At 62.0% G+C, this 26,095-nt stretch carries 20 protein-coding genes and 1 tRNA gene; 12 read left to right on the forward strand and 9 right to left on the reverse strand.

The genetic code is table 11. The features are described from left to right. Positions 1–13: 13 nt before the first annotated feature. Together F3N42_RS07870 and F3N42_RS07875 are read right to left on the reverse strand one after the other, a co-directional pair. Positions 14–541 carry a hypothetical protein gene (locus F3N42_RS07870; RefSeq protein ID WP_150863868.1) on the reverse strand — a complete coding sequence of 176 codons (528 nt, stop codon included), beginning with the start codon at positions 539–541 and terminating at the stop codon, positions 14–16. Then, on the reverse strand, positions 538–5,502 hold the full coding sequence (locus F3N42_RS07875) for an RHS repeat-associated core domain-containing protein (protein ID WP_150863869.1): 4,965 nt from the start codon (positions 5,500–5,502) through the stop codon (positions 538–540). Before F3N42_RS07875 ends, F3N42_RS07870 begins: the two co-directional genes overlap by 4 nt. 251 nt (positions 5,503–5,753) lie before the next feature. Between F3N42_RS07875 and F3N42_RS07880 the strand changes: the two genes are divergently transcribed. The 4 genes from F3N42_RS07880 to brnA all read left to right on the forward strand — a co-directional run bounded on the left by F3N42_RS07880 (position 5,754) and on the right by brnA (position 7,143). Then, positions 5,754–6,101: a FitA-like ribbon-helix-helix domain-containing protein gene (locus F3N42_RS07880; protein ID WP_224784805.1), complete on the forward strand. Its 348-nt coding sequence runs from the start codon at positions 5,754–5,756 to the stop codon at positions 6,099–6,101. Next, entirely contained in the window at positions 6,091–6,531 is a 441-nt protein-coding gene (locus F3N42_RS07885; protein WP_150863870.1) for a type II toxin-antitoxin system VapC family toxin, read from the forward strand. The genes F3N42_RS07880 and F3N42_RS07885 overlap by 11 nt, the downstream gene beginning before the upstream one ends. 89 nt (positions 6,532–6,620) lie before the next feature. Continuing rightward, positions 6,621–6,893 (forward strand): BrnT family toxin, encoded by a 273-nt coding sequence (locus F3N42_RS07890; RefSeq protein WP_150863871.1) that lies wholly within the window; start codon positions 6,621–6,623, stop codon positions 6,891–6,893. After that, a complete protein-coding gene (brnA, locus tag F3N42_RS07895; protein ID WP_150863872.1) occupies positions 6,874–7,143 on the forward strand; it encodes a type II toxin-antitoxin system BrnA family antitoxin in 270 nt (89 codons plus the stop codon). Before F3N42_RS07890 ends, brnA begins: the two co-directional genes overlap by 20 nt. 41 nt (positions 7,144–7,184) lie before the next feature. Here brnA and ppnN read toward each other — a convergent pair whose 3' ends face one another. Both ppnN and F3N42_RS07905 read right to left on the reverse strand, forming a co-directional pair. Then, positions 7,185–8,567 (reverse strand): nucleotide 5'-monophosphate nucleosidase PpnN, encoded by a 1,383-nt coding sequence (gene ppnN / locus F3N42_RS07900; protein ID WP_150863873.1) that lies wholly within the window; start codon positions 8,565–8,567, stop codon positions 7,185–7,187. Between the two features lie 113 nt (positions 8,568–8,680). Continuing rightward, positions 8,681–11,890, reverse strand: a complete 3,210-nt coding sequence (locus F3N42_RS07905) for a TonB-dependent receptor (protein WP_150863874.1) — start codon at positions 11,888–11,890, stop codon at positions 8,681–8,683. Positions 11,891–12,167: 277 nt separating this feature from the next. On the opposite strand from F3N42_RS07905, the gene F3N42_RS07910 reads away from it, so the two are divergent. The 3 genes from F3N42_RS07910 to F3N42_RS07920 all read left to right on the forward strand — a co-directional run bounded on the left by F3N42_RS07910 (position 12,168) and on the right by F3N42_RS07920 (position 13,405). Next, positions 12,168–12,244 (forward strand) — tRNA-Pro (locus F3N42_RS07910). 155 nt (positions 12,245–12,399) lie between these two features. Next, a complete protein-coding gene (locus F3N42_RS07915) occupies positions 12,400–12,681 on the forward strand; it encodes a hypothetical protein (RefSeq protein WP_150863875.1) in 282 nt (93 codons plus the stop codon). Positions 12,682–12,736: 55 nt separating this feature from the next. Continuing rightward, positions 12,737–13,405 (forward strand): DUF3313 family protein, encoded by a 669-nt coding sequence (locus F3N42_RS07920; protein WP_150863876.1) that lies wholly within the window; start codon positions 12,737–12,739, stop codon positions 13,403–13,405. On the opposite strand, the gene F3N42_RS07925 is transcribed toward F3N42_RS07920, so the two are convergent. From F3N42_RS07925 to F3N42_RS07935, 3 genes are all read right to left on the reverse strand, one after another. Next, entirely contained in the window at positions 13,406–17,065 is a 3,660-nt protein-coding gene (locus F3N42_RS07925; RefSeq protein ID WP_150863877.1) for a translocation/assembly module TamB domain-containing protein, read from the reverse strand. It abuts the gene before it with no gap. Next, complete coding sequence (locus F3N42_RS07930; protein WP_191621298.1) at positions 17,062–18,936, reverse strand: autotransporter assembly complex protein TamA; 1,875 nt, start codon at positions 18,934–18,936, stop codon at positions 17,062–17,064. Before F3N42_RS07930 ends, F3N42_RS07925 begins: the two co-directional genes overlap by 4 nt. A gap of 168 nt (positions 18,937–19,104) precedes the next feature. Continuing rightward, positions 19,105–19,704, reverse strand: a complete 600-nt coding sequence (locus tag F3N42_RS07935) for a hypothetical protein (protein ID WP_150863879.1) — start codon at positions 19,702–19,704, stop codon at positions 19,105–19,107. 126 nt (positions 19,705–19,830) lie between these two features. On the opposite strand from F3N42_RS07935, the gene F3N42_RS07940 reads away from it, so the two are divergent. After that, positions 19,831–20,484: a DUF1232 domain-containing protein gene (locus tag F3N42_RS07940; RefSeq protein ID WP_150863880.1), complete on the forward strand. Its 654-nt coding sequence runs from the start codon at positions 19,831–19,833 to the stop codon at positions 20,482–20,484. Here the strand turns inward: F3N42_RS07940 and pepQ are convergent. Continuing rightward, a complete protein-coding gene (gene pepQ, locus F3N42_RS07945) occupies positions 20,453–21,772 on the reverse strand; it encodes a Xaa-Pro dipeptidase (RefSeq protein ID WP_150863881.1) in 1,320 nt (439 codons plus the stop codon). The genes F3N42_RS07940 and pepQ overlap by 32 nt on opposite strands. A 90-nt stretch (positions 21,773–21,862) precedes the next feature. On the opposite strand from pepQ, the gene cysS reads away from it, so the two are divergent. Both cysS and F3N42_RS07955 read left to right on the forward strand, forming a co-directional pair. After that, on the forward strand, positions 21,863–23,242 hold the full coding sequence (cysS, locus tag F3N42_RS07950) for a cysteine--tRNA ligase (protein ID WP_150863882.1): 1,380 nt from the start codon (positions 21,863–21,865) through the stop codon (positions 23,240–23,242). Further along, a complete protein-coding gene (locus tag F3N42_RS07955; protein ID WP_150863883.1) occupies positions 23,239–23,676 on the forward strand; it encodes a SufE family protein in 438 nt (145 codons plus the stop codon). Before cysS ends, F3N42_RS07955 begins: the two co-directional genes overlap by 4 nt. A 74-nt stretch (positions 23,677–23,750) precedes the next feature. On the opposite strand, the gene dksA is transcribed toward F3N42_RS07955, so the two are convergent. Continuing rightward, a complete protein-coding gene (dksA, locus tag F3N42_RS07960) occupies positions 23,751–24,179 on the reverse strand; it encodes an RNA polymerase-binding protein DksA (RefSeq protein ID WP_150863884.1) in 429 nt (142 codons plus the stop codon). A 175-nt stretch (positions 24,180–24,354) separates the two neighbouring features. Between dksA and yidD the strand changes: the two genes are divergently transcribed. Together yidD and F3N42_RS07970 are read left to right on the forward strand one after the other, a co-directional pair. Further along, positions 24,355–24,594: a membrane protein insertion efficiency factor YidD gene (gene yidD, locus F3N42_RS07965; protein ID WP_150863885.1), complete on the forward strand. Its 240-nt coding sequence runs from the start codon at positions 24,355–24,357 to the stop codon at positions 24,592–24,594. A 58-nt stretch (positions 24,595–24,652) separates the two neighbouring features. Next, positions 24,653–25,993, forward strand: coding sequence for a dihydroorotase (locus F3N42_RS07970; RefSeq protein WP_150863886.1), 1,341 nt, complete (start codon positions 24,653–24,655; stop codon positions 25,991–25,993). Positions 25,994–26,095 lie beyond the last annotated feature (102 nt).

Here is a 26,095-nt window from a genome sequence, read left to right on the forward strand (position 1 = left end):
GTATCTAATTACGCTAATTTCTACAGGGGCGAAGAGCTGGCCTTAATAAACTCTGTAGAAAGTGATCTAACTCACTGTATTTTTCTTTCTCTCCCAGAAAAAACTCCGCCCTCATTGAATCAAGCACCTTGTCAATGCCGCCGATACGCTCAATAAGCAATGTCATTCGCTGCTCCTCGCCTCCGAAAATCGTTATGTCTCCATCGGACAACCATCCGCACGTCCGATTACTGCTCACAACCCGATATTCAATAGAGTAGTGTTCAGGCTCCATCATAAAAGCCTGGTAGCTTTCCCATTGAAAAGGAACCTGAAAAACCTCTTCCAATCCAAGTTGGACAAAACAATCGCCAGCCACCAAGAGGTCGACTTCACGTGAAATCGCGAATTGATTCATGACGCACTGAAAGAACCATTCTGGAAATCGCGTGTTGTCGTAAGCATCTCTCGCGAAAGCGACACCGATCCATGTCGGATCCGCAAATGGAACAGCCTCAGACGATGGCCCTAACACATCACTAAATACTTCGGAGAACTTCATTTTTTTGGTTCCGGGTAGCGGACGGTGATTACAACTTCTCCGTTTCCATCGCGAATCTTGACTGTAGGTGTTCCTGGGGGGTAGTCCGGATTCTTAGTGGAATCATGAGTTTCGATATACCCTCCGCCCGAAAGGTCTTTGACACGTACGCCGTCCCGGGGGCTTCGCTCATTTGTTCCACTGACGCTATCGAACTTTTTATTCGCTCCTTCACGACCACCAGAACCTTCTCGCTCGCCTTTTTCACCAGACACTCCTTCTGCCGGAACTGTACCGTCGCCAATTTTGTCAGTTGCTGAAGAGATTGAGTCTGTCGAGTTCGCTTGCCAAACTAATTTGCCAATCTCAATCACACCGCCAAGCAGGATAATAGCGCCGGCAACGTCGCCGGGTCCTGGTGCCGGGCTATCCAGTTGAGAAGCAATCGCCGCTTGCAACCCACGCTTTTTAACCGTGTCACCAATACCTTCCCAAGGGACTGCCACTTGCCCATCAGGGTCTATGTAGCGATATGGATTATCACTTCCGTACCAATACCGATTGAAATTCTGCCCAGGCTTCGCATAAGCCGTCACCGGGTCCACCGACAGGAACCGCCCGATCTGCGGGTCGTAGTACCGCTGCTGCATGTACGTCAGGCCCGTGGCGGCGTCCTGGGCGTGGCCGGTGTACCCCGGGCCGTCGAACAGGGGTTTGTTGACCAGTTGGCCGTAGGGTTCGTATTCGCTGGTTTCGATGGTGGCCTTCGATGGGTTGGTCACCACCAACGGTGAGCCCAGGGCGTCGGTGTGCTGGTATTTCAGCGTGGCGGTGCTGGTTGCGAGCGGTCGCTCGCGCTGGGCCACCAGGCGGGTGCCCAGGTAGATGTAGTCGATGCGTTCGCCCAGTTTATGGTTTTCCTGGTACAGGAGCTTCCCGTCGATGGCGTACTGCGACAGGATGTGAGCGCTGCCCACGGTGTTGGCGTACACGCGCCGGCCGTGGCCGTCGTACTCGTAGCCGGTTTCCTTGTTGGGGACGCTGCGCAGGCGGTTGCCCAGGTCGAAGCTGTAGTTCTGCACCGCGCCGGACGGGCCCTTGCTGGCCAGGTTGCCCTGGACGTCGTAGGTCAGGTTGGCGACCACGGTGGTGCCTTGCCTGATCTGGGTCAGGCGTTTCGTGGTGTCATACGTATAGGCGTGATTTCGGACGTGGCTGCCGCCGGTGACGTTGACGCTGGTCAGGTTGTCGAGAACGTCGTAGCCAAAGCTGGCGGTGCCAAACACGGTCGTGGGCGATATGGTCTGGGTCAACCGGTCCAGGCCGTCGTAGGTCATGTCGCGGTCCTGTTTGCTCCCCGCCACCCCATCGTTGATGGCGGTGACATTGCCACTGCCGTCGTACACGTATTGCAAGTCCAGTCGGCGGTTGGCTGCGGCACAGGTGCCGCTGATGGCGCAGTCGGTGATTCTCGACGGCAGGCCGCGGGCGTTCTGCGCCAGCGTGTGCACCATGGAATTGCCGTAGGTGAACTGTTTGACCGCGCCGTTGGGGTGGTGGGTCACGCTCGTGGCGTAACTGCCGGCCTGGGTAGGCTGGCCCAGGGCATCGGGGGCATAGCTCACGGCAAGCGTTGAGGGATAGGTCAATGTCGCCAGGTGGCCGTTCGCGTTGTAGGCGTAGCCGATGGTCCAGGCGGCGTCATAGTCGCGTTGCACCGATTCACTGATCGGCATGCGTCGCTTGTTGTAAGCGTAGGCGTTGGTGACCTTTGTGCCACCGTTACTGTTGTTGGTTTCGATGGTGGCTGGCAGGCCATCCCGCGTGTAGGTCCAGTCCTGGTTGCCGATACCGCCTTTGAACACCAGTGAACGGAGCCAGTTGCGGCCGTCGTAGGTGCGATCCACTCGTCGATTTGCTACTGCGGTTGTTGTGCCGTTGACTTCACAGCCCTGGCCTGAAGGCAATCCTGCCGCGCTCCATTTCAGGTTGCCGGCGTTGTCGTAGCCCATCAGCGTGGCGCCGGTTTCGGGCTCAACCGAGCGGCAAAGCTGCTGGGAGGCGTTATAGGTGTACGTCCGGTCCAGCGCCACGGTTCCGCCTGTGGCGCTGCTGCTGTTGCTGCGGCGCAATTTGGTGGGTTTGCCGAAAACGTCCCGGGTGATATGCGTCCAGGCGCTTTGCGGGTGGGCGATGTAGACCGGCAGGTCGTAACCTGGTTCGTCCCAGGCGCGGTAGCGGGAGGTTGTCGCATGGCCGCGTGGATTCGTCACCCGCGTCTGGAAACCACTCAGGTACTCGTATTCCGTGACCTGGAGCGCCGGCGTCAACTCCGTGTCCTGCGCCACCGACAGCGTACGACCCAGGGCGTCGTACTCGGTCCATGTGCCCGTTACCGGGTTTGACGAGGTTGATTGGTACGACGTAAATGTTGCGCGTCCTTCGTGGTCGTATTCAAACTTTTGGAAGCGTTGGGTCGTTGACTGGCTGGCCGTGTCGTATTCACGCACTAACAGTGGGCGCCAAAGCGCGTCGAGGTAAGTGATTCGACGACCGTTCCCGGTACTCACTGTCTGACGCCAATGGCCAGCCGGGATGGTGTACTCGACGTCGTCTATTTTTTCGAACACCAGGGTGGTGTTGGCCCACGTTGTCGTGTCGCCGGTGGGCCAGGCAATGCTGGCCAGCCGCCCCATGGCGTCGTGGGCGTAAGTTGTCTGGTAACCGTACTCATCCCTGACCCAGTTCAGCCAGCCGCTGTCGTGAACCTGCGCTGTCTGGGTCGCCCCGGCGGGTATTTCGGGCGTACCGGGATGCTTGATGGATTGTGGCGTACCGCGTTTCCAGCTCGTCAGGGTCGTGGTGTTGCCGCCGCCGTCCGCGACGGTCCTGATCGTGCCTCGCTGGCCGCTCGCAATTGTCGAGGTCGTATCCCAACCCAGCGTCTGCTCCACCCGGCCGAAGCGTTCGGTGACCAACGGCACGGCCCAGGTCGCATCGTATGTGCGGTCGAACATTTCGACGCCCGCGCTACCGCAACCGGCCGGAAGAGCCGTCGTCGGTGCCACGCAGGTGATCCGCCGGACCTGCCCGAGGATCCACTTGGTCAGATTGTCGTGGTATGTGGTGGTTTCCGTTCGGGTCGGGCTGCCGATGACGGTACTTGATCGGGTGACGCGCGTCGGGCGCGCGTAGCCATCGAAACACAATGCACCGGAACAACTATTTTCTACGTTCCATACGAAGGCGGTGCCGTCCTGGCTGATCGTCCGATTGGTCACTGGCCGGACCCGTGTGCTGGCGGGATCGGCGATCCCGCCCAGGTTGGAACCGTAATGACCGTAGAACGACTGGGTGGCCGCCTGCGTTTCGGTCATATACGTGCTGTTTTCGGTTCGGATCACCGTGTTGTCTACGCGCAGCGTTTCTACCCTGAGTTGCCGACCATCATTGTCGTAGTAGCGCATTCCGAACGTGTGGCGTTTCTTGCTACCGTCCGGCTGAGACAGCGTGACCGATTTCTCGCTTGTGCACGTTGTACAGGGGTAAACAGCCGGTTCAGTCGGCACGCCCCAAAGGCCCTGGGTGTTGAGCGAATACGCGTAGCCCCACGTCATTGACGTCAGACCCGGCCCGGTGATGACCTTGCTGTCGATGCTCATGACGTCGAAGTAATGCGGCACCAATAGTTCGAAATCCGGGTTGGCGGGGTCACCAGTTTTCAGGCACTCGCTGGCGTGGACGCCACTGCGATAGTGCCGGCGGTTGTTGAATGTAAACACACCAACCGCGCTTGAGGGGTGCGTTGCGGTAAACGTGAATGCATCCTCCTGGACGGGCGGGAAACCGGCGCACCAAGGCAGTGGCGGAAGGCCTGCAGAGTCCGGTGACGGCATCAGATTGCTGGTGTAGCCATACGCCCATTGGCTGTTGTCAGGCAACGTCACCGAAGACAGCCGCGCAAAGTACCCGGATGTCGTATTGGTGTACGCATAGCTCCAGGTGCGACCATGGCTGGTCGCGGTGCTCAGGCGCTTTCCGCTGTAGGTGAGGATGATCTCGCGGCCGTCGCTCGCCCAGATTCTCGTAGGCAGGCCATCAGTGTTGTACTGAAACTCAACCGTGTTTCCAAATCGATCCTCGATCTTGCTGGCCAGCAGGTAAAGGCGATTCCGGTCGATGACTACGGGCAGTGGGAATTGGCCGCCACCCTGGTTCACATATTTCAGCAACCGTGCAGCCGTTCGTGTCGTCGCCACATCGAAGTAGTACCTGTCGCCGGATGTCGTGGTCATCCGGAAGCCTTGCCCGGTGAACCCGGTCTTCATGGCGATGCAGTCGAACACGTCGCGGTCGGTGGTGGTCAACTTGTACGTGGCGCCACCGCTTGGCTGTGGTGCCTGCGTTTGCACCCCCATGGCGGTCTGCGCGCCTCGACCGGGCACGTTTATCGATATCCCCTGCCAGACTTCTCCCCGTCGAAAGGCGCTGATGACAAGTGCCGGTGTATATCCACCGTTACAGCGAAGCGCGTCGCCGGCCCCCGTATGGTAGGTCGCCGCCATGTAGGGAACATCGACATCCCAGTTCCCGGCGCCGCGCAACAACGAGTCATAAGGCTTCAGGTGATTCTGAGGTTGCATTTCAACCGCGAAACGCCTGGTGAGCCTGACCGGCAGGGTACTGTTTCCGGGAATATCGATATCGGTGACGGCAAACGCGGTGCTGCCGTTGTACAGGCTGACCTGCTCGCCGAATAGGCCGGTATCAAGTGAGGAAACGTTTTGTGCCGCCTCTACACGCTTGCGGTATTCAACGTACGGCTGAATCGCCCCGTCTTCGGAAGCGCTGGCCGCGTAGACGCCGCCCTGGTCAGATTCCCCACCATCAACAGGCCCCTCATCAGGCGGTTCCTGGGCAAACAGGCTGAATGAAACTGCCAGCACGCACAGTGAAAACACGAACCTAGAAAAGACACGCATCCCACGGCTCCGAATTGTCAACGACCCCTTGCGGGTCGCCACGCACCGGCTCGAACAAACCGGCACCCGCCATACGCCTGAACCCTGATTCGGGTCCGGCACATCGGCATTTCGAGTGCTTTATACGCCTGAATTTCGGGTTTGCATAGAGGGTGAACAGGAAAAATTCGGGCCAGGTAATTAACCGAACCCGAGGCGCCGTCACAACGGCGGAATTGTCGCTGACAAACCTTTTCCGGCCAAGCGCCTTCGTGATTGACAGTCGTGCCAAATGGTTCCATTATGGCTCCATATTGCAACTATTTATTCCGACAATGCCTAACCTCTCCATCAAGAATGTCCCTGCTGACGTGATCGTCGGTTTGCGCGAACGTGCGTCCGCCAATCACCGCTCGTTGCAGGGTGAACTGCTGGCATTGGTGACCCAGGTTGTCACAAACCCGGGTTCAGTTTCTGGCGCGGAAACCGTTCAGCGCGCTCGAAAAGGTTACAAATCCATCGAGCAGATTGCCCAGGAGCACCGTCAACTCAAGAAGCGTCCCTACCGTAAAGGCCCGCACTCAACGGAGCTGATTCGACAGGATCGCGATGCGCGCTGAAGGCGAGTCGTCGCTGTTCATCGCGGAACCTGCGGGAAGTTACACCCGCTATCCACCACTGGTGGTTGATTGCAGCGTGCTGGCGGCCGTGCTGTTTGACGAACCGGAAAGGGAAACCGCGCTCGTGGCCATGGCGGGCAAAGAGCTGTTCGCACCCGACCTGCTGGACCACGAAATTGTCAGCGTGGCGCTGAAGAAGTCCAAAGCGGGACTGGAAAAAGCCGCAAAGCGCGCCCTGCAGGACCTGTCAGACCTGCGCCTGACCCGCTGCGCTGTCGATAGCGCCGCACAATACGCACTTGCCCAGCATTTGAATCTCACCGCGTATGACGCAGCATACCTGGCGCTCGCCATAAACCTCCGCGCCCCACTGGCCACCTTCGACCAGCAACTGGGCAATGTTGCTAGAGCGGCGCTTTCAGGGGTATAGACAGTTTCATGGGCTGTAAGCGCAACCAGGTTCTTGCCGAGGAAAGGTTTAGTCTTGCAGGGCGAGTAGAAAAGGAATAATTTATACTCATGCTTGCGTTTGAGTTCGATAAACGGAAGAGCGGTACCAACCTTGAAAAACATGGAATCGATTTTCATGACGCCCAGACACTTTGGAAAGATCCAGACCTGCTTCAGCTCCGGGCAAAGTCCGAGGATGAAGATCGGTTCCTAGTGATTGGTCGAATAGGTTCCAAACACTGGTCGGCTGTTGTGACCTATAGAAACCTAAGGATCCGCCTGACATCTGTCAGGAGGTCCCGAAAAGCGGAGGTCGATTTATATGAAAGCCAGCGAATTTGACAAGAAGTTCGACGACGACAAAGAAGACATCATTGATGACCTTTATCTGTCCTCGGCGAATCGTGTCAATCAAAAGCAAAAGCGAATCAATGTCGACTTTCCGACCTGGGTGGTTGAGTCGTTGGACCGCGAAGCCGCTCGGGTTGGCGTCACCCGTCAGTCCATCATCAAGGTATGGCTGGTTGAGCGGCTCCAGGCTGAAGCCGCTAACAATCCGCTTAAAAGCAACGCTTCAGAGGGCGCGCTGTAGCATCACCGCGCAGTTCGTGCCCAACGGCTCTTTACCACTCACTACTCCCCACTCACAACCCGGTAACAAGGCTCATAAGCCACCCCGGGCAACTTCATACGATGCTGCGCCACAAACTCTGAAAGCAGCCCGTCCAGCTTGTCCATGATTGCTTTTTCTCCGCTGATCTCGAACTTGCCGCCGGCGCGGATGGCGGCCAGGGTATTGGGTTTCACGTTGCCGGCGACGATGCCGGAAAACGCGCGGCGCAGGTTGGCGGCCAGTTCGTGCACCGGCAGGTCGCGGTGCAGTTCCAGGCCGGCCATGGCGGCGTGGGTGGGTTCGAAGGGGCGCTGGAAGTCCTCGTCGATCTGCAGGCGCCAGTTGTAGTACCAGGCGTCCTTGACCTCGCTGCGGAATTCGCCGACTTCCGCCAGGCCGGCCTGCATGGTCTGCGCCACGGCCACCGGGTCGTCGATGATGATCTGGTAGCGCGCGGCGGCCTGGTCGCCCAGGGTCAGGCGGATGAACTTGTCGATCTGCTCGAAATAGGCGGCGGAGCCGGCGGGGCCGGTGAACACCACCGGGAACGGCAGGTCGGCGTTCTTCGGGTGCAGCAGGATGCCCAGCAGGTAGAGGATTTCCTCTGCGGTGCCCGCGCCGCCGGGGAACACCACGATGCCGTGGCCCAGGCGCACGAAGGCCTCCAGGCGCTTTTCGATATCCGGCAGGATGACCAGCTCGTTGACGATGGGGTTCGGCGACTCGGCGGCGATGATGCCGGGCTCGGTCACGCCGATGTAGCGACCGTTCTTTACCCGCTGCTTGGAGTGGCCGATGGTGGCGCCCTTCATCGGGCCCTTCATGGCGCCCGGGCCACAACCCGTGCAGACATTCAGCTTGCGCAGGCCCAGCTCGTAGCCCACCAGCTTGGTGTACTCGTACTCGGCGCGGCTGATCGAGTGCCCGCCCCAGCACACCACCAGGTGCGGCTCGACGCGCGGCTGGATGATGTTTGCGTTGCGCAGGATCTCGAACACGGCGTTGGTGATCTGCTCGCCGGTGTCCATCGTGTAGGACGGGTTGCTGCCGATCTCGGTGTCGTAATAGACGAGATCGCGGATGACCGCGGACAGCAGTTCGCGCACGCCCTCGATAATCTTGCCGTCGACAAAGGCAATGCCCGGCGCGTTGCAAAGCTCCAGGCGGATGCCGCGGTTGAACTGCTCCACGGTGATATCGAAATCCCTGAACTCGGCCAGCAGCGCCTCGGCGTCGTCGGACTCGTTGCCGCTGTTGAGCACGGCCAGCGAGCAACGCCTCAGCAGTTCATACAAATCGCCATGGCTGGCGTCATGCAGGCGTTCAACTTCGCTGCGGGATAAGGAAGTAAGCATGCCCGCCGGGTACAGCCGGGCGTTAACAACATCAGAAGCCAAATTCATTCTCCAGTCATTCTTCGCATCATTCTGTCAATTCTAAGGCCGTTCACGCAGATAACAAAAAAGGGGCCGGCAATTGCCGACCCCTCCATTGTCACGCCAGTTTTTCGCGAAACTCAGAACTTGTAGCTCAGGCCCACGCGAATTTCGTACAGCGAGGCGTCCGCGGCGCGGGATTCACCACCCGGCGGCAGGAACAGCTCGTACAGGTACTGGCCGTTTTCGATTTCCATGTCGACCACGCCCTGGCTACGCGGGAAAGAGACTTCCTCCAGCGTGCACCAGTCGTCGTTCAGCATGTTGCAGAAGTTGCGGATGGTGACGAAACCAGAGAAGTGGTGATCGTCACGGAAACCCGGGAATTCCTGCTCGAAGCGGATATCGAAGGTCGTCCACCAGCTGCTGTTGAACGCGTTACGCTCGGCGATGCCACCGGCGTACTTGCTCAGGCCGCTTTCTTCAACAAAGGCGAAGAACGCCGAGGTGTTGAAGTCGGGGCCGAACACCACGTTCGGGTCATCCATGCCGGTCGGCACGTACAGCAGGTGGCGCCAGTCGATGAAGTCACCAAAGGTGTCACCGTCGTCCTGGGCAAAGGTGTAGCTGTACGGACGGCCTTCGTTGGCAGAACCGAACAGGCTGATACGCGAGGCGTTGTCACCCCACCAGTAGGCTTCGTAGGAGACCCGGAAGGTAAAGCGATGCGGGATCTCGTAGTTGGCCGTGGCCACGCTCGGCATGTTGAAGTCGTCGACCGCGATGTTGGCGAAGTTGGAGAACGCCACTGACGAGGTCATCGGGTTCACTTCCTCGGCCTGTGTGTAGGCGTAGCCGACGCTCCAGTCCAGGCCGAAGTCGTAGGACGCGGACAGGCCGACAGATGCGGACAGTGACTCGCCGTCGCTACCGGACACGTTGGTCAGGATGTAGTCGGAGCTGAACGCCCGTGAATCGCTGTAGATGGGACGACCATCAGGTGCCGTACCGGACACTTCACAGGTACCACAGACCAGCAGTGCGGAATCCTGCAACTTGTTGTACAGCAGGTCCATGTTCAACTGGTAGTTCTCGTGGAAATCCCAGGTCGCGCCCAGTGCGAACTTCCATGACGCCGGGATCTTGAAGTTCGGATCCAGGGCGTTAACCGCGGTGTTGGCGGTACCGTTCGCCACGGCATCGATCATGGCCGTCGGGACATCGTAGCCCGGCTGGCCACTGCCGTTCGGGCCCAGCGGGATGTCGAACAGCGAGAAGTCCACGCCGTAGATCGGCTCGATGGTCTGGAACTCGCGCAACTGCACCTGGGTGATACCGTCGGTGGAGTAGTTGTTGGACAGCCACACGTTCGGGTTACCACCGCCGAACAGGCCGAAACCACCACGCACCGTCCAGTAACCGTCGATGTCCCAGGTGAAGCCGACGCGCGGCTGCAGCAGGTCTTCGCCGTCCAGGTTCATGGCATTGGTGTAGCCGGCACGATCGATGAAGTTCGGGTTCTCGGTCGGCAGGTCGTCAGAGGTGTACCAGTCGTAACGCAGGCCGGCGACCAGGGTCAGCGTGCCGTCCATCAGGATCATTTCATCCTGGGCGTACAGCGTGTTGATCTGGTAGCCCCACTCAGCAGCCGAATCGCGCGGGTCGTTGGTCACCCGCGAGTTGCCGTAGTAGATGTCATCCGGACGGCCTTCACGAAGGGCCTCGATACAGCCATTCGGGTCGGTCGGGCCACACTCTTCGTCGAAACGGTTTTCGGTGTAGACGTGCTGCAGGAACAGGTTAAACATGTCCAGGTCGTCACGCTCGTAACCGAAGGTCAGGGTGTGGTTGTCGAAGGCGTAGGCGCCGGCCAGCTTCAGGTTCAGCGTCTCGTAGCTCAGCACGTTGGCCTGGCGCGAGTCATCGGTACCCGCGTAGACAATGGCCTGCTCGTAGTTGCCGTCACCGTCCGGATCATTCCAGGTCTCGATCTGGAACTCACCAAAGGTGCTGTCGCTGCGCGAAAGCTGGCGGTTGTCCAGCTCCGAGTAGCTGACACGGACTTCCGTGGAGAAACGATCCGTCCAGTCGGAGTACAGCGCGCCGGAGGTGGCGTTCAGTTCCGCGCCACGCTCGTAGTAGTGCTTGCCGAATTCCAGTTCGTTGGAGTCGCCGTCAGACTGGGCAATGTTGAAACCATCGTTGTAGTTGTACGTCAGCGACGCGCGATGGTAGTCGTTGATGTTCCAGTCCAGCTTGACGGTGTACTTCTCGTCTTCGTTCGGCAGGGACAGCGGCAGGCCACCCGGGTCGAAACCGTAGACGTTCTGCAGGATGTCCAGGATCTCGTCGTACTGGGCCTGCGACACACCGTTCACCTCGCGCGCACGACCGGAACCGGCCGGACCGCGATCAAACAGGTTGGCGCCTTCAAGCTTCTCGTAGGCCACGAAGAAGAACAGCGTGTCCTTGATCAGCGGGCCGCCAAAGGTGCCGCCGTAGCGCTTCTCGTCGAAGTCGCCCAGGTCGATGGAATCGCCCTGCAGCTTGTCGCCACGCATTGAGTCGTTGGTGTAGTCGAAGAACACTGAACCGAAGAACTCGTTCTCACCGGACTTGGTCACCGCGTTGACATTACAGGCGGTGAAGCCACCGTACTGCACGTCAAACGGCGCCAGTTCCACGGCGACTTCCTGGATGGCGTCATACGGGAACGGCTGGCGTTCGGTCGGGTAACCGTTGCTGTTCAGGCCGAAGTTGTCGTTCATGCGCACGCCGTCAACCGTCAGGCTGTTGAAGCGCGGGTTGGCGCCGGCACACTGCATGGCGCCGACAAACGCGTTGTCCTGGTAGACACGCGGGTCGAAGCGCACGATGTCACGAATATCGCGATTGATATGCGGAGAGTCTTCCAGGTCCTTCAGCCCGAAGGTGGACGAAGGGCCGAGCGCGACATCATAGGTCTGCACCTGGGTCGCCGTGACAATGACTTCCTCCAGGATGGTGGAGCTCAGTGCCAGTGGCAGGCGATAGGTATCGCCCAGGCTCAGGAAAACGTCGGTCACCGTCTGTGAACCGAAGCCTTCGGCGCTGGTGACGACAGTGTAAGGGCCACCGATACGCAGGCCGCTGAACGTGACCGTTCCCGAGCCGCTGGTGGAGTTGTTACGTGTTGTTCCGGTACGCGTGTCCGTCACGGTGACGTTGACACCCGAAACCGGCGTGCCTTCACCGGAATACGTGTCGACGCGAAGCGAAGAACTCGTTTCCTGTGCAAGGGCCGCAAATGGCAATAAAAGAAAAGCGGCCAGCGCGAGCACGGACCACGTATTACGTCGGTAGCAGTTCATTTTTGACTCCCCAAAAAAAATCATCGCGTGATCTTTACAGGGGGACGTGACAGAACCGTGACACGGTTAAGGATCGTTAAATCACCGTTACCAATAGGTCAGTACGGTCGCTTGCGATCCTTTCTGCCCTGGCGCCTCCCCAGCGCCCGGGTTCGAGCGCTGGAAGGAGTTTATCAGGAATGAATTACAATTTCTTAACAAAGTTTAACGGCCGGAAAATCGCGTGAAATTCGGCTTCCCTCTCCCGGACTTGTTCGGTAGAATACGCGGCCTTCATCGGCGTGTGGCGCAGCCTGGTAGCGCACTTCATTCGGGTTGAAGGGGTCGCAGGTTCAAATCCTGCCACGCCGACCAATGCATGATGAAAAAGCCTGCGATTTTCGCGGGCTTTTTTATTGCCCGCTGCCCTGGCCACACGGTCAAACGATTGTCCTTTCCCGGCAAGCCTGCCGCGGCGCGTTGCGCGATGCTCGGTTCATTCCCCGAACCGCCGCAGGAGCACCGCTGGCATGAACCACGAACTGCTTCGCAAACTGAGTTTCGTCCTGATCTTCGCTGTGCAGGTACCGGTATTGCTGGTGGGCATTGCCTGGTATCCCGATGTTGTCGCCCGCCTGCTGGCCTATTACCAGGCCGGTGACCTGTCCGGCGCCGCCCTCCTGGCATGGAACCTGTCCATGGCGGCGGTGATCGTTTCACCCATGGTGCTGCTGGTGGGCCCCTATTCCGTGGCCGCAGCGTTTTGGCAGCGGCTCGGCCAACCGGCACCGGGGAACCCGGCACGCGCCTGAGCGGTCATAATGGACGTATGGCAGACAACCCGGCAGGCGCCGGAGGAGTGTCAACGTGAAGCAACCCATTCGAACCCTGTTATTCAGTGCCGTGATCTGCGGCCTGTCCGCCGTGGCGCTGGCTGGCGAGGCCACGCCCAACGTCAACGAGAACGGCCTGCGCAAGGTCCACGACCGTCATCTCGACGAAGTCTATGTCGCACCGGCCAGCCGGCTGTCTGATTACCGCACGGTCTATATCGAGCAGCCCGCCGTCCAGTTTCGCAAGAACTGGGCCCGGGACCTGAATCGATCGCACCGCGGTACCGTCGTGTACCCAAGGGACGAGCAGGAACTGATTGAAGATTACGCGCGGCTGACGCACGAAGTCTTCACCGAAATCATGGAAAAGCGTGGGTTTGTCATCGCCGAAAGCCGTGATGAAGGCACGCTGGTGGTGCGCCCGGACATTGTCGACCTCGACATTGTCGCCCCGGATATTCCGCGCGCCCAGCGCGTCGACGTCTATTCCGAGTCGGCCGGCAGGATGACCCTGGCGCTGACCCTCGAAGACGGCGCGACCGGCAAACCGGTTGTCCAGGTCAGCGACATGAAAGAGGACCCGCGCTGGGGTTACATGGAGTGGCGCACCCGGCCCAGCAACTACTCCGATGCGCGCCGCGCGCTGAAATCCTGGGCCAATTCACTGGCCGATGCCATCGAAGACGGCCGCTGGACCGGCTGACTAGTGGTCGAAGGTGTAGGACGCATCGACACCGGACTCGTTCTGGCCGGTGGTCGCCTTGATGCCGAATCCCTTCTTCAGGTCGTAGCGGATACCGACGACGTTTTCGTCGTCGAACAGGCTGATGCCGTAACTCAGGTACAGGCGCGGGGCGATATAGGTGCCGATATCAAAGGCGCCGATGCCCTGGCTGAAGTCGATATCACTGCCGGTGATCAGCAGTGTCCAGGCGCGTTCTTCGCTGGTGAATGGCCGTGTATAGGCCTCGACCTCCGGCCGGCGGGCCGTGCCATTAATAAAGACCCCGGCTGAGCGCACCTGGGTGTTGCCGTAGACCTCGCGCTCGGCACGGATATCCAGCACCGGGTTGTTCAGCGCCACGGTCGGGAACCGAACGTGGGCGTCATCGAGGCGCAGGACGGGCCCATAGGCGCGCACATTGCCCATGACATCGATCGTGCCGGTGGCCATCGGCATGGCCTTGCCGGTCCAGCCCAGCGTTACGCCACCGGCCAGCCGGCCGCTGGCCAGGTCGGAATCGAAACGAACGTTCTCGCCCAGGCGCACATCCAGGCTGCCCTGCAGGCTCAATGGGCGCGACTCCGTGATCGCCTGCTCACCTGGCCGCTCACCGGCCACCACGCGCACGTCCAGGCTTTCGCCCGTACGCGCCCTGAATGCGCTGCTGGGGCTGACCAGCGCCTGGGGAATGACAACGCGGCCATCCACGTGCCATGACTGGTCCCGCCAGGCCACGGTCATGTCCGGGCTGGCCTTGATCGACAGGTCGGACAGGTCGACAAGCTGCAGGCCCTCACCGGAAATCGAGATCTCACTCGCCAGTTCGGACAGTTGCTTGAAATCCACCTGTGCGCTCAACCGCCCCTGCCCTTCACCGGCGGTAAAACCACCCTGCAGCACCAGCTGGTCCGAGCGGGTGACCTGCCCATCAACGGCCAGGTCGCGCACGGCCAGGCCGATGACCGGCATGTCGAAGCGGGCATTCTCGAGCCGCGCAAAACCCTGCATCTGCGGATCGGCCACGACACCGCTGATACCGATCTCCATGGTCAGGCGGCCGTCCGCGGACTCCAGGCCGGGCACCAGCGCTTCCAGCAGGGTGATGTCATCGATGCGCGCGTCGATTTGCCCGTCGACGCGGCCGGTACCGTCGAGTGCGAGCCCATCGACCTCGAAGGCGGCACTGATCTCGCCCAGGCCGGGCAGCGGCAGGCTGAACACCCCGGAGCGCAGTGCGCCGCTCTCAAGCGCGAAACCGAATACGCCTTCCCCGGTACGCAGCACCTCGGTCACGCCGACCTCGGAAACCTCGCCGGGACTGATGGTCAGCTGGGCGGAGCCGGAAGGCAAACCGGCACCCCGCTGCCACGCCACCTGGCCACTGACCGTGTGCGACAGCCTGAGGTCGGATGCCCAGAAACGGTCCACGAGTGACAGCGGCAATTGTTGCAGACTGGCATCCACGCCCAGCTGCCCTGCCCCGGCATCAAGCCGGTCCACGCAGACGCCGCCCGCCGGGCGTAAATCCAGGCATAGCGCACGGGTGTGCAACTGTCCGCCGGTGTACTCGAAGCGCGTCGCTTCACGCAGCGCGACTTTCTCGCCATCTCCCTGGCGCAAGCGGAAGTCATCGAGCGCACCGGACCAGCCGCTATCCCCTGTGGCCGTTCCGGGCCGCAAAGAGGCCTGGGCGCTGGCGCGGAGATCTTCGCGGTTCGCCTCGGCCGAGATGGCCAGTGGGTAACGCGCATGGTCGACCCGAAGGACGGCATGGTCCAGGACCTGCTCGCCGAACTCAACCGGACCGGCCTCAATAACAATGCCGTCGGGACGCGACGAATCCGTCCGGGCGTCCAGCGCATGGACGACAATATCCTCGTAACGAAGGCGCTCGGCCGCCAGGTAGAGATCGGGGAATTCCCAGCCGCCCGGCCCAAAGCGGGCATCAATACGGCCTTCGAACGGCTGCCCTTCGACCACCCCCTGGAGCTCGCCGACCTGCAATTGCAATGAACGCTCCGCCGCCGACCAATCCAGTGCGCCCGAAGCGCTGACCGTCATTGGCAAGCCGGGTACCAGCGCACCCACATCCAGGCGCTCCGCCGTCCAGCCCGACACAACGGCCAGCCCTTGCTGCCATTCGAGGTCGGCCTGTCCGGCCACCGTGCCACCCAGCAGCTCACCACTGAAGCGCTCGAGCCGTGCACCGTCGCGATTCCCCGCGGCGTTGAATTGCAGCCTGCCTGCGGGATAACCGGGCGTCGACAGGCCGGTATCCACAACGGCACGCCACGATTCCGCCTGCCCGGTCAGCGAGGCGCGCCCCTGGCTCTGGGTGCGCAATTCCCCGGCCGGCTCACTTGACCTGGCCTCCAGCGGCCACGTCAGACTTTCCCATTCGAGTTCGAGCTGGGCGTGCTGGTCCGCTGCCTGGTAGATGCCGTCAAAGCGAACCTCGGTGTCGCCGGAAAATCGGGAAACGCCGTCTTCGATGACCAGGTTGCCATCGGCGTAGCGCACGGTCGCGGTACCGGAGACCGGCAAGTCCGCAGGCCAGGATGACAGCAACGAGCCGGGCAGCCACCGCTCGACCACAAGGCCGGCATCCATTCGGAACGCGTCCGGCCATTCCACGTGCCCGCTCGCCGCAAGATCCATGTCTTCGGAGCCGAAGCGAGCGGTCTCCACGCTCATGCCCGAGAGGTCGCCGTGGCCTGTCACCAACAGTGCTCCCTCGGCCCACTCACTGCTCAGCCAGCCTTCGGCCTCAGCAGTCCAGTCATCGTGGCGGCCTTCGATGCGCCCGTTAACGCCCGACACCGCCAGCGGCAGGTCCGCGGGCAGCAGGTTCTGCGGTAGGCTGACATCCACACCCACGCGCCATTGCTCAAACGGCGTGTTGATCACGCCGTTGACCGCGGCCTCCGGTGTTGCCGAACGGCCATCCACGTGCAGCTCGAGCCGGTCACCATCAAGGGCCAGTTCGAGCCCGGACAGAACCGGCTCGCCGTCCGGGCCAAAAACGTCGCCGCTAACCGACACCCGCCCGTCATGCGCGCCGGTCAGCGCCAGCGCACCATTCACGCTGCCATTGAACACGTTGCTGCTGAGCCGGGCCTGCTCGATGGCCAGGTGGTCACTCCAGGCGCCGCCCAGTGTCAATGCGGTCGCGCTGAGCCTTGGTTCGCCGTCATGCCGCCACTCGATGTCCTGTAGCCTGCCCTCACCCAGGCGAATCTCAATATCCCAGGGAAGCACCATGCGGGCCAGGACTTCCTCGATACTGGACCCAGACCCGGCGCCCTCACCGCTGGTCGTCTCGATGCGGATGTTCTGCGCGTCGAGCTTGTCGATATCCAGCAATCGTCGCGCCAACCAGGCATCAACGCGCAATGACAGTTGTTCCACGCGCACGACCACGTTATCCGCTTGCCACTGTAGCCCGTGCACGACCAGCCCGTTGTCCAGTGAGCCGCTGACTTTTTCGGCCGACAGCTGGCCGTCGGTCGCCAGGGCCGCGCGGTCGAACATCCAGCGGGTCGCGCCTTCACTGTTCTGCAGCCACCAGAGTGCGCCAAGGTACAGGCCGGCCAGCAGTACCAGTATCGACACGGGAACCATCCATAACAGGCGCTTCATAGCAGCGGCGTCCCGATGGTCAGGTGGATCTGCCAGTCATCGCCGATGCCGTCGAGCGCGCGGGCCACGTCGACGCGGACCGCACCGGCGATGGTGTACCAGCGGATACCCAGGCCAGCGCCACGCTTCAGGTCCGTCTCCGACCAGTCGTTGAAGGCATTGCCGATATCGACAAAGGCCGCCGCGGACCAGTTGTCCAGCACGCGGTACTCCAGTTCGGCACTGGCGGTGATGATGTTGTTGGAGCCCAGGCCGTTGTCGCTGAGCGATTCGTAACTGTAGCCGCGGACACTACGGCTGCCGCCCGCCTTGAAGCGGTACTGGAACGGCAGCGCGGTCTCGGACAACTGGAAGGTTTCCCCGTCCACCTGGAAGTCGACCGTGGTGACGTCGGCATGGGTGTAGCCGGCCTCGGCGCGCAGCAGCAGCTTGTAGCGCCCGCCAAACAGGATGTTGCGGCGAGTCGACAGGTAGACCTGGGTGAAATCACGATCCGAGCCCCAGGCTTCGCTGCTGGTGAACAGCCAGCCGCGCTCATGGTGCCCCAGCGTATTGAAGCCGGAGCCACGAATGACCGGCCAGTCGTACTCGATACCCACCGAAAGCGTGCCGATCGCGTCACCAAACCCGGAGTCAGCCACATCCGCCGGGGACCCCACGGCCCTGCCCGGCTCCGGGTTCTCGAGCAACTGGTCAAACCCGTTGCGTTCATACAGGTACTCAACATACATCTGCTCGACGATGGGCTCGGTCGACCAGCCCGGGTCAAGCATCCGCGCCCGGCCGCCACGCAGCAGGGCCGTGTCGACCCGCGCACTGCCCAGGCTGAAGCGCTGGTCGCCATCATTCGCGGTCACTTCTAGTTCCTGAACCTCGGTACTGTACTGGCCGCTAGCGAGCCAGTACTGCTGGCTGTCGACACGCCGTGGCAGCCGGTACTCGCCAAACACGGTCAGCTCTTCGTAACGGCTTTGCCAACCGGCGCCCAGCGCAAACGAGTCACCGCGCTCCGACAGGCGGTTGCGCAACCAGCGGTACTGGGTCCGGAACTCGGTATCCGTGCCCCAGCCGATTGAACCCTGGTGACTGTTGGGCTTGCGTGCTTCCAGTGTCACCCGGACGTCAACCACGGGTGGCACCTGGTCCAGCAGGCGCACCTCGGCGACGTCAATCTCGCTGAAATAACCGGTCTTCCACAGGTCGGTCCGCAGCTGGTCGACCGACACCAGCCGGTACGGGTCGCCGCGTTCGAAACGGGGAATCGTTGCCAGCACCTCCGGCGTGACCGTGTCCTGGTGGAAGACCACGTCGCCCATCACGGCGCGCGGCCCGGTGTCCATGACCAGGGCCAGGTCGGCGCGCTGTTCGACCAGGTCGAGTGCGATGTCACGGGTGGTGAAATCCGCAGCCAGGAAACCCAGGTCTTCGGCCAGGTCCAGCAGGCGGGATTTCTGCGCCTCCCAGATCGACTGGTCCAGCCGCTCTCCCGGTTGCAGGGGCCACTGCTTTTTCCAGGTGTTGAAAGCCTGCAGGTCGGCCCCGGGACCGGTCAATTCGACGCGAACCGTCCTGACCCGCACCGGCTCCCCCGGGACCACATCCAGCCGCAATTGCCACTGGCCGTTGTCCCGCCTGGACATGCCGGGGCTGACCGCCGGGTTGTAGTAGCCAAAAGGGCGCAAGGCCAGCAGCGTGTCCTGGACCGCGGCATCCTGGAAGTCCTGGCGCACGCCCTCATCATCCAGGCGCGCGCTGGACAGCCAGCGGGTGGAGACGAAGGCACGGATATTGTCCGCCATCGCCCTGGATACCCCGGAGACCTCGATATCGACATCCGCGGCACGAACGGCATTCACCCAGAGCAACGCCACCGCCAGGCAAAGTGCGGAAACAAAAAAACGAGGCGCCGAAAGGCGCCTCAAAAGATACACAAGAGGAGAAATAGAGATTTCGTGGCCCATCCTATGGGAGACGCGCGAAACTCGCTTGCCTTTGTAGGACACCCGATTGACCAAAAGATTCCATCCCCCGCCGGAAAATCAGTGCGGCTTGTGCACGTGGCCGCGGTGCACGAGGCTGTGGATGATCACGCCCGTGATCAGGGCATGCAGGACATGTACCACGCCCTCGCCCTCGATACTGATCAATGCTTCGGAGGCCACGTAACCCATCACGGTCGCCACCGACATCATCACCAGCATGCCAATCGCCCAGGCCCGGCCCAGGGCCGGTTGCACCATCATCCACAGTACCAGGCCAACGCCAAAGCGATGCAGCACGATGGCCAGTTCCAGCGAATGGCTGCCATGCGCACCGTTTCCGGCAAGCCCGGCGCCATCAAGCAACGCGTGCATGCCCAGTCCCAACAGCGCGAACGCCAGGCTGAACATGTGAAAGGCGTGTGCGGCACGGCGAATGGCCAGTTCCAGTAACCAGGGCGTGAAGTACCCGGCCGCGATCACCGCAAGCGCGACCACGCCCATCTCACCGATAGACTCGGGCACCAACAGGAACACGACCAGCACCACCAGGACAATGACCAGCACACGGTCCACGGTGTGGGCGAACCGGCCACCGGCCCTTAACCACTGGTACAGCAACGGCCCCGCAAACAGGGCGACAATAGACAGGATGAGCAAAACGAGACCTCCCCGGAACGGCGGCTATTTTACCGTGATTCCCGTGATGCCGGGGGCGCGGGATGCAGGCTTGAGATGACGCGCCAAATCACCGAAACTGCGCGGCAGGCAAAAGGAACCCGGTGAATGGATATTTCGGGTATCGAATCCATGATCGCGGACACCTGCGGCAACGAACATACCGCAGATGACCTGCAGGAATTGTTGTCCATCGTGGCCGAGCGGCTGAACGCCAGCCCCGCGGAGAGCGACCTCGATAATGGCGCGCGGTTCGTGCTCGGCTATATCGAGCAGGTCCCCTACATGCTGAAAGTCGCCATCACGGCGGCCGCCAATGTCGGCCTGGAGTCGGAAATGGCGCATATCCTGTACACGGTGACCCAGTACTGGGAGCAGGACGAGGACATCATTCCTGATCACCTGGGGATTATTGGCCTGCTCGATGACGCCTACTGTTCTTTGACCACGCTGCAGGCCTTTTCAGACCACTACCGCCTGCAGACCGGCAAACACATGTTCCCGGACGACCTGTCTGCCGCCAACAGCATGATGCGGCAGATCATTGGCGAACCTTATGCCGGGCAACTGGACCAGTTTGTCGCCGACACCATTGGCGAGGCCGACATCATGAACGCCGTCCGCGCCATGGCCAGCGAAGACAAGCAAATCCACCTGGCGGCGCGCGCCAATATATGGAATCACGGGCCTGCGGGTGAAATGCCGGTCGACCAGCTCGCCGGGCTGGGCCTTACCGCAGCGCCGCGAACGCCGGACGCGTAAGGTTCACGGGGTCACCGTCGGTGACCACCACGTTATCCTCGACCCGGATGCCGCCGTAAGGCAGCAGACGCTCGACCGCACTCCAGTTAATGGCGGCAGCGTCGTGCTGGCGCTTCCAGCCCTCAAGCAACACCGGGATGAAATACAGCCCCGGCTCAACCGTCACCACGTTACCGGGCTCCAGCACGCGGGTCAGGCGCAGGAAGGGGTGGCCTTCCGGACGCGGAATCGGCGTGCCCTGCTCGTCCGCGATCAGTCCGGCGACATCATGCGTCTGCAGGCCGATGTAATGCCCCAGGCCGTGCGGGAAAAACACCGCCGACAGCCCTGACGCCACCGCCGATTCAGCGCTGACATTGATGATGCCCGCGTCTTCCAGCACCGTGGCAACCGCCTGGTGAGTACGCAGGTGCAGGTCACGGTAATCGACACCGGCACGCATGGCGTCGCACAGATCCAGTTGCAGGCGGTCCATGGCATCGACCAGGTCCGCGAACTCGCCCGGTTGCTGTGCCCAGGTGCGGGTGATATCCGAGCAGTACGCGTGCACCGTCGCACCGGCATCGATCAGGAACGTCCGCGCCCGGGCCGGCGCCACGCGATCCCGCTGCTGGTAGTGCAACACGGCCGCATGCTCGTCCAGGGCGACGATATTGTTGTAGGGCAGTTCGGCGTCATCGAGCCGCGCGGCATCCAGGTAGCGGTGATGGATGCTGAACTCGTCCAACCCTTCACGAAACGCGTCAGCCGCCGCCGCGTGTGCGCGTGCGGCGATCTCATTGGCCGCCGCCATGCAGGCAACCTCGTAGTCGGTCTTGCGGGTCCGCGCCAGGTGCAGGCGGTTGATGAGCACCGTCGGGTTCAGATCTTCCTCATTGGCCAGCGCCGGCGCGTCACCGATGAAGGCCACGCGGCCAGCCGGCACGCCTTCGCGCCAGGCGCCCGTCTCGCGCACCGGGCGCAGGTCGAATTGCGAGGCCCACCAGGACTCCGGGTCCTCGGGCGGCAGGTACCAGTAATCGGCCGGCTGGTAGTAGTACAGCACCGGTGTCTCACCGGGCCTGACGATCAGCGCGCACTCGTCGTGGCGGGTCAGCGGCGCCCAGGCCAGGAAGTGCGGATTCGGGCGAAACGGGTAGTGATAGTCATCGAGAAAACTGATGATCTGGCTGCCGGAATGGATGACGGCCGCGTCGAAACCCTCCGCGGCGAGCGCGGCTTCCCAGGCCCGCTGCTGGGCGCTGATGTGATGGGCATAGTGCTGAGTGATGGCTTCGCTGGCTGGCATGTTCCTGGAGAGTCCTCATTGGGTGCGGCGGGCGCACGGTGACGTTTCGATGCGGGTAGAATACGCGCTTTCCCAAGGCAAGGCTAAGACGTGGGCATCAGGATTTACAACACGCTGACGCGAAAGAAAGAGACATTCGAACCACTGGACCCGCAGCGGATCACGCTGTACGCCTGTGGCCCGACGGTCTACGACTATGCGCATATCGGCAATGCCCGCCCCGCCGTGGTCTTCGACCTGTTGCGCCGCAACCTGGAGCGTCATTACCCGCGCGTGGACTACGCCCGCAACATCACCGACGTGGACGACAAGATCAACGCGTCGGCCGCCAGCGAAGGCGTGTCCATCGACGTGATTTCCACGCGGTTCGAGCAGGCTTACCTGGAGGACATGGGCGCGATCGGCGTACAACCGCCGACCATCGACCCGCATGCCACGGCGCACATCCCGCAGATGATCGCGATGATCGAACAGTTGATCGACAGCGGTCATGCCTACGCCGCCGAAGGCCACGTGCTGTTCGCCATCGATACCTTTTCCGAATACGGCTCGCTGTCGCGCCGCGACCTGGACGACATGGTCGCCGGCGCCCGTGTCGAGGTCGCGCCTTACAAGCGCCATGCCGGTGACTTCGTGCTATGGAAGCCCTCGGTCGACCCGCAGCCGGGCTGGGACAGCCCCTGGGGCTGGGGCCGCCCGGGCTGGCACCTGGAATGCTCGGCCATGGCGGCAGAGCACCTGGGCGAGACCATCGACATCCACGGCGGCGGCCAGGACCTGGTGTTCCCGCACCATGAAAACGAACTGGCACAGAGCGTCTGCGCCCACGGCGGCAAGCCGTTCGCGCGCTACTGGATGCACAACGGCTTCGTTACCGCCGACCGCGAAAAAATGTCCAAGTCGCTGGGCAACACGCTGATCGTGCACGACCTGCTGAAACTGCACCCCGGCGAAACCCTGCGCTACGTCCTGCTCAGCGCGCACTATCGCAAGCCGCTGGACTGGTCATCGGAGGCCATCGAACAGGCACAGCGCACGCTGGACCGCATGTACGCGGTGCTGCGTGATGCGGCCAGCCGAGCCAGTGAGTCGCTCGTGGCAACCCGGCCGGGCGACGCCTTCACCGCGGCGCTGGATGACGACCTGGGCACGCCCGAGGCGCTGGCGGAAATGAACGGCCTGGCCCGCCGCCTGGGTAATGCCACGGCGCCGGAAGACATCCTGTCGCTGGGCGGCGAACTGCTGGCCGACGGCGAACTGATTGGCCTGCTGTGCGAGGACCCCGAAGCCTGGCTCAAGGGCGGCGACGGCGATGACGACGAGGCCATCGATGCGCTGGTCCGCGAGCGCGACGCGGCCCGCGCGGCACGCGACTTCGCCCGCGCCGACGCGCTGCGCGACGAACTGGACGCGCTGGGCATCAGCCTGGAAGACAGCCCCGACGGCACGCGCTGGAGGCGCGGACGATGAGCGCGTCAACGCCCGGCACGCATGACCCGGCCGCGGAACAGGAAGCCATCATCGACGAGTTCAGCCTGTTCCCCGAATGGCTGGACCGCTACCAGTACCTGATTGACCTGGGCCGCAAGCTGCCGCTGATGCCCGAAGCCGACATGATCGACGCCAATCTCCTGCAGGGCTGCCAGTCGCGCGTGTGGCTGGTGCTGGAAGGCGATGCCGCGTGCGTGACCATCCGCGCCGCCAGCGACGCGGCCATTGTCTCGGGGCTGATCGCCCTGTTGGTGCGCGTGTACTCGGGCGCCAGCGCGGCCACGATCCGTGATACCGAGCCATTCTTCATTGATGCCATCGGCCTGTCGAAGCACCTGTCCCCCACCCGGGCGACGGGCCTGCACGCCATGCTGACCGCAATCCGCGGCCACGCCATCGCCCTGGCCGGGTGAACCCTGCGAAGCGCGGACACGAAAAAGCCGGCGCGAGGGCCGGCTTTTTCAATACCGTGATGACAACGCCAGTGTCAGCGACTGTCACCCATCTGCCGCTGGCGCAGTTCCCAACGCTCCTGGGCGTCGAGACACAGCGTCGCGATGGGGCGCGCTTCGAGGCGGGCAATGCCAATCTCTTCACCCGTTTCTTCGCAGTAGCCATACTCGCCTTCATCGACACGGTGCAGCGCCTGGTCAATTTTCTTGATCAGCTTGCGGTAACGGTCGCGGGTTCGCAGTTCGAGGCTGTTCTCGGTTTCCCGGGTCGCGCGCTCGGCTTCGTCGCCGACATCGCGGACTTCTTCGCGCAGGTTGCTGATCGTCTCGCGGGATTCCTCGATCAACTCTTCCCGCCATTTCAACAACTTCTGGCGGAAGTATTCAATCTGCTGGGGAGACATGTATTCTTCGTCGGCAGACGGTTTGTAGCCCTCAGGCAAAGTGACGCTGCTTGCTGCCATGCGGAAAGTAACTCCTTTGTTTTATGAGATATACCTGATATGTTATTGATATATCTATACATATTCCTGCCGATAGATATAACCGGGGCAAGAAAAGGACGTTGTTATAAACGAACCGCCGCCGCGGGGCAAGTCTTTTTTGCCGTGAAACCGGCAACCGTCCGGGCCTGAAACCGTGAAACGCATCCTCCTGGCCCTGATCCGCGCCTACCAGCTCACGCTGAGCCCCATCGTCGGCTATCACTGCCGCTTTACCCCCACCTGCTCCCGGTATGCTGCGGAGGCCATCGAGGTGCATGGCGCAGCGCGCGGCAGCTGGCTGGCCGCCAGGCGAATCGCGCGCTGTCACCCGTTCTGCGATGGCGGCATTGACCCGGTTCCCCCGCCGCGGGAATCATCCGGTGAAGATGCCTGAACACGGACTGCCGCTCCGCTACAATGTCCGCCAGCCTCTCACACGCAGGAATTCCCGCATGTCCGACATCACGCTGATCACCAACGCCCGCCTGGTCAACGAAGGCGAAATTTTCGAGTCCGACCTGCTGATCAGGAACGGCCGGATCGAGACCATCGCCAGCCAGATCAGCGCCCCGGAAGGTGCGACCGTCGTCGACGCCGCGGGCCGCCACCTGCTCCCCGGCATGATCGACGACCAGGTGCACTTCCGTGAGCCCGGCATGACCCACAAGGCCAATATCCACACCGAGTCACGCGCGGCCATCGCCGGCGGCGTTACCAGCTTCATGGACATGCCCAACACCAAGCCGCCCTGCGTCAACGCCGCCGAACTGGCGAACAAGCGCGCTATCGCGGCCAAGAGCGCGGCGGCCAACTGGGGCTTCTATTTCGGCGCCACCAACGACAACATCGAGGACATCCGTTCAATGGATACCTCGCTGGTCTGCGGGCTGAAGATCTTCATGGGCGCGTCCACCGGCAACATGCTGGTCGATGACGATGACACCCTGGCGGCCATCTTCCGCGACTGCCGGGTCCCCATCTCGACCCATTGCGAGTCGACGCCGATGATCCAGGCCAACCTGGAAAAGGCGCTGGAGAAGTATGGCGATGACATTCCGGTGGAAGAGCACCCCTACATTCGCAGTGAAGCGGCCTGCTATGCGTCATCGGAGAAAGCCGTCGCCCTGGCGAAAGAGCACGGCGCACGCCTGCATGTCCTGCACCTGACCACGGCGCGTGAACTGGAACTGTTCGAGCCGGGACCCATGGCCGGCAAACAGATCACTGCCGAGACCTGCATTCACTTCCTGCATTTCAGCGCGGATGACTACCCCACCCTCGGCAACCTGATCAAGTGCAACCCGGCGATCAAGATGCGCTCGGACCGGGACGGCCTGCTGGCCGGTGTACGCGAGGGCCGCATCGATATCCTCGCGACGGACCACGCGCCGCACACGCTGGAGGAAAAGGCGCTGACCGACTACCGCAAGGCCCCTTCCGGCCTGCCGCTGGTACAGGACGTGCTGCTGGCAAGCCTGGAACTGGCGCACCAGGGCCACCTGGACCTGGCCGAAGTGATTACCAAGATCGCCCACAACCCGGCCATCCGCTTCGAGGTGGAAAATCGCGGCTTCCTGCGCGAGGGCTACGCCGCCGACCTGGTCCTGGTCGACCTGGACACCCCGACGACCATCAGCCGCGACCGCGTGCTGTCGAAAGTCGGCTGGTCGCCGTTCGAGGGCCGAACGTTTGGCAGCAGCATCAACTCGGTGTGGATCAACGGGGCGCTGGCGTTTGATGGCGAGAAGGTCATCGAACATGGGGCGGCTCAGCCTCTTACCTACACTCGGTGAACCGGGTCGCTTCGTAACCCGTCCCGGGGTTGGGGTTTGGGGTGCCCGGGACACGCTGTGGATACTTCCCTGCACGCTTATCGGCGACATCCTTGTCGCCGA

Source organism: Marinihelvus fidelis (assembly GCF_008725655.1).
In the GTDB taxonomy this organism is placed as follows: Bacteria; Pseudomonadota; Gammaproteobacteria; order Xanthomonadales; family SZUA-36; genus Marinihelvus; species Marinihelvus fidelis.

Bases quoted from the DNA above. Each gene is read 5' to 3' on its own strand.
- ppnN (WP_150863873.1), bottom strand. From the start codon at position 8,567: ATGAATTTGGCTTCTGATGTTGTTAACGCCCGGCTGTACCCGGCGGGC.
- F3N42_RS07875 (WP_150863869.1), bottom strand. From the start codon at position 5,502: ATGCGTGTCTTTTCTAGGTTCGTGTTTTCACTGTGCGTGCTGGCAGTT.
- F3N42_RS07885 (WP_150863870.1), top strand. From the start codon at position 6,091: ATGCGCGCTGAAGGCGAGTCGTCGCTGTTCATCGCGGAACCTGCGGGA.
- dksA (WP_150863884.1), bottom strand. From the start codon at position 24,179: ATGGCAGCAAGCAGCGTCACTTTGCCTGAGGGCTACAAACCGTCTGCC.
- F3N42_RS07870 (WP_150863868.1), bottom strand. From the start codon at position 541: ATGAAGTTCTCCGAAGTATTTAGTGATGTGTTAGGGCCATCGTCTGAG.
- F3N42_RS07890 (WP_150863871.1), top strand. From the start codon at position 6,621: ATGCTTGCGTTTGAGTTCGATAAACGGAAGAGCGGTACCAACCTTGAA.
- F3N42_RS07925 (WP_150863877.1), bottom strand. From the start codon at position 17,065: ATGAAGCGCCTGTTATGGATGGTTCCCGTGTCGATACTGGTACTGCTG.
- F3N42_RS07955 (WP_150863883.1), top strand. From the start codon at position 23,239: ATGAGCGCGTCAACGCCCGGCACGCATGACCCGGCCGCGGAACAGGAA.
- pepQ (WP_150863881.1), bottom strand. From the start codon at position 21,772: ATGCCAGCCAGCGAAGCCATCACTCAGCACTATGCCCATCACATCAGC.
- F3N42_RS07905 (WP_150863874.1), bottom strand. From the start codon at position 11,890: ATGAACTGCTACCGACGTAATACGTGGTCCGTGCTCGCGCTGGCCGCT.
- F3N42_RS07915 (WP_150863875.1), top strand. From the start codon at position 12,400: ATGAACCACGAACTGCTTCGCAAACTGAGTTTCGTCCTGATCTTCGCT.
- brnA (WP_150863872.1), top strand. From the start codon at position 6,874: ATGAAAGCCAGCGAATTTGACAAGAAGTTCGACGACGACAAAGAAGAC.
- F3N42_RS07940 (WP_150863880.1), top strand. From the start codon at position 19,831: ATGGATATTTCGGGTATCGAATCCATGATCGCGGACACCTGCGGCAAC.
- F3N42_RS07970 (WP_150863886.1), top strand. From the start codon at position 24,653: ATGTCCGACATCACGCTGATCACCAACGCCCGCCTGGTCAACGAAGGC.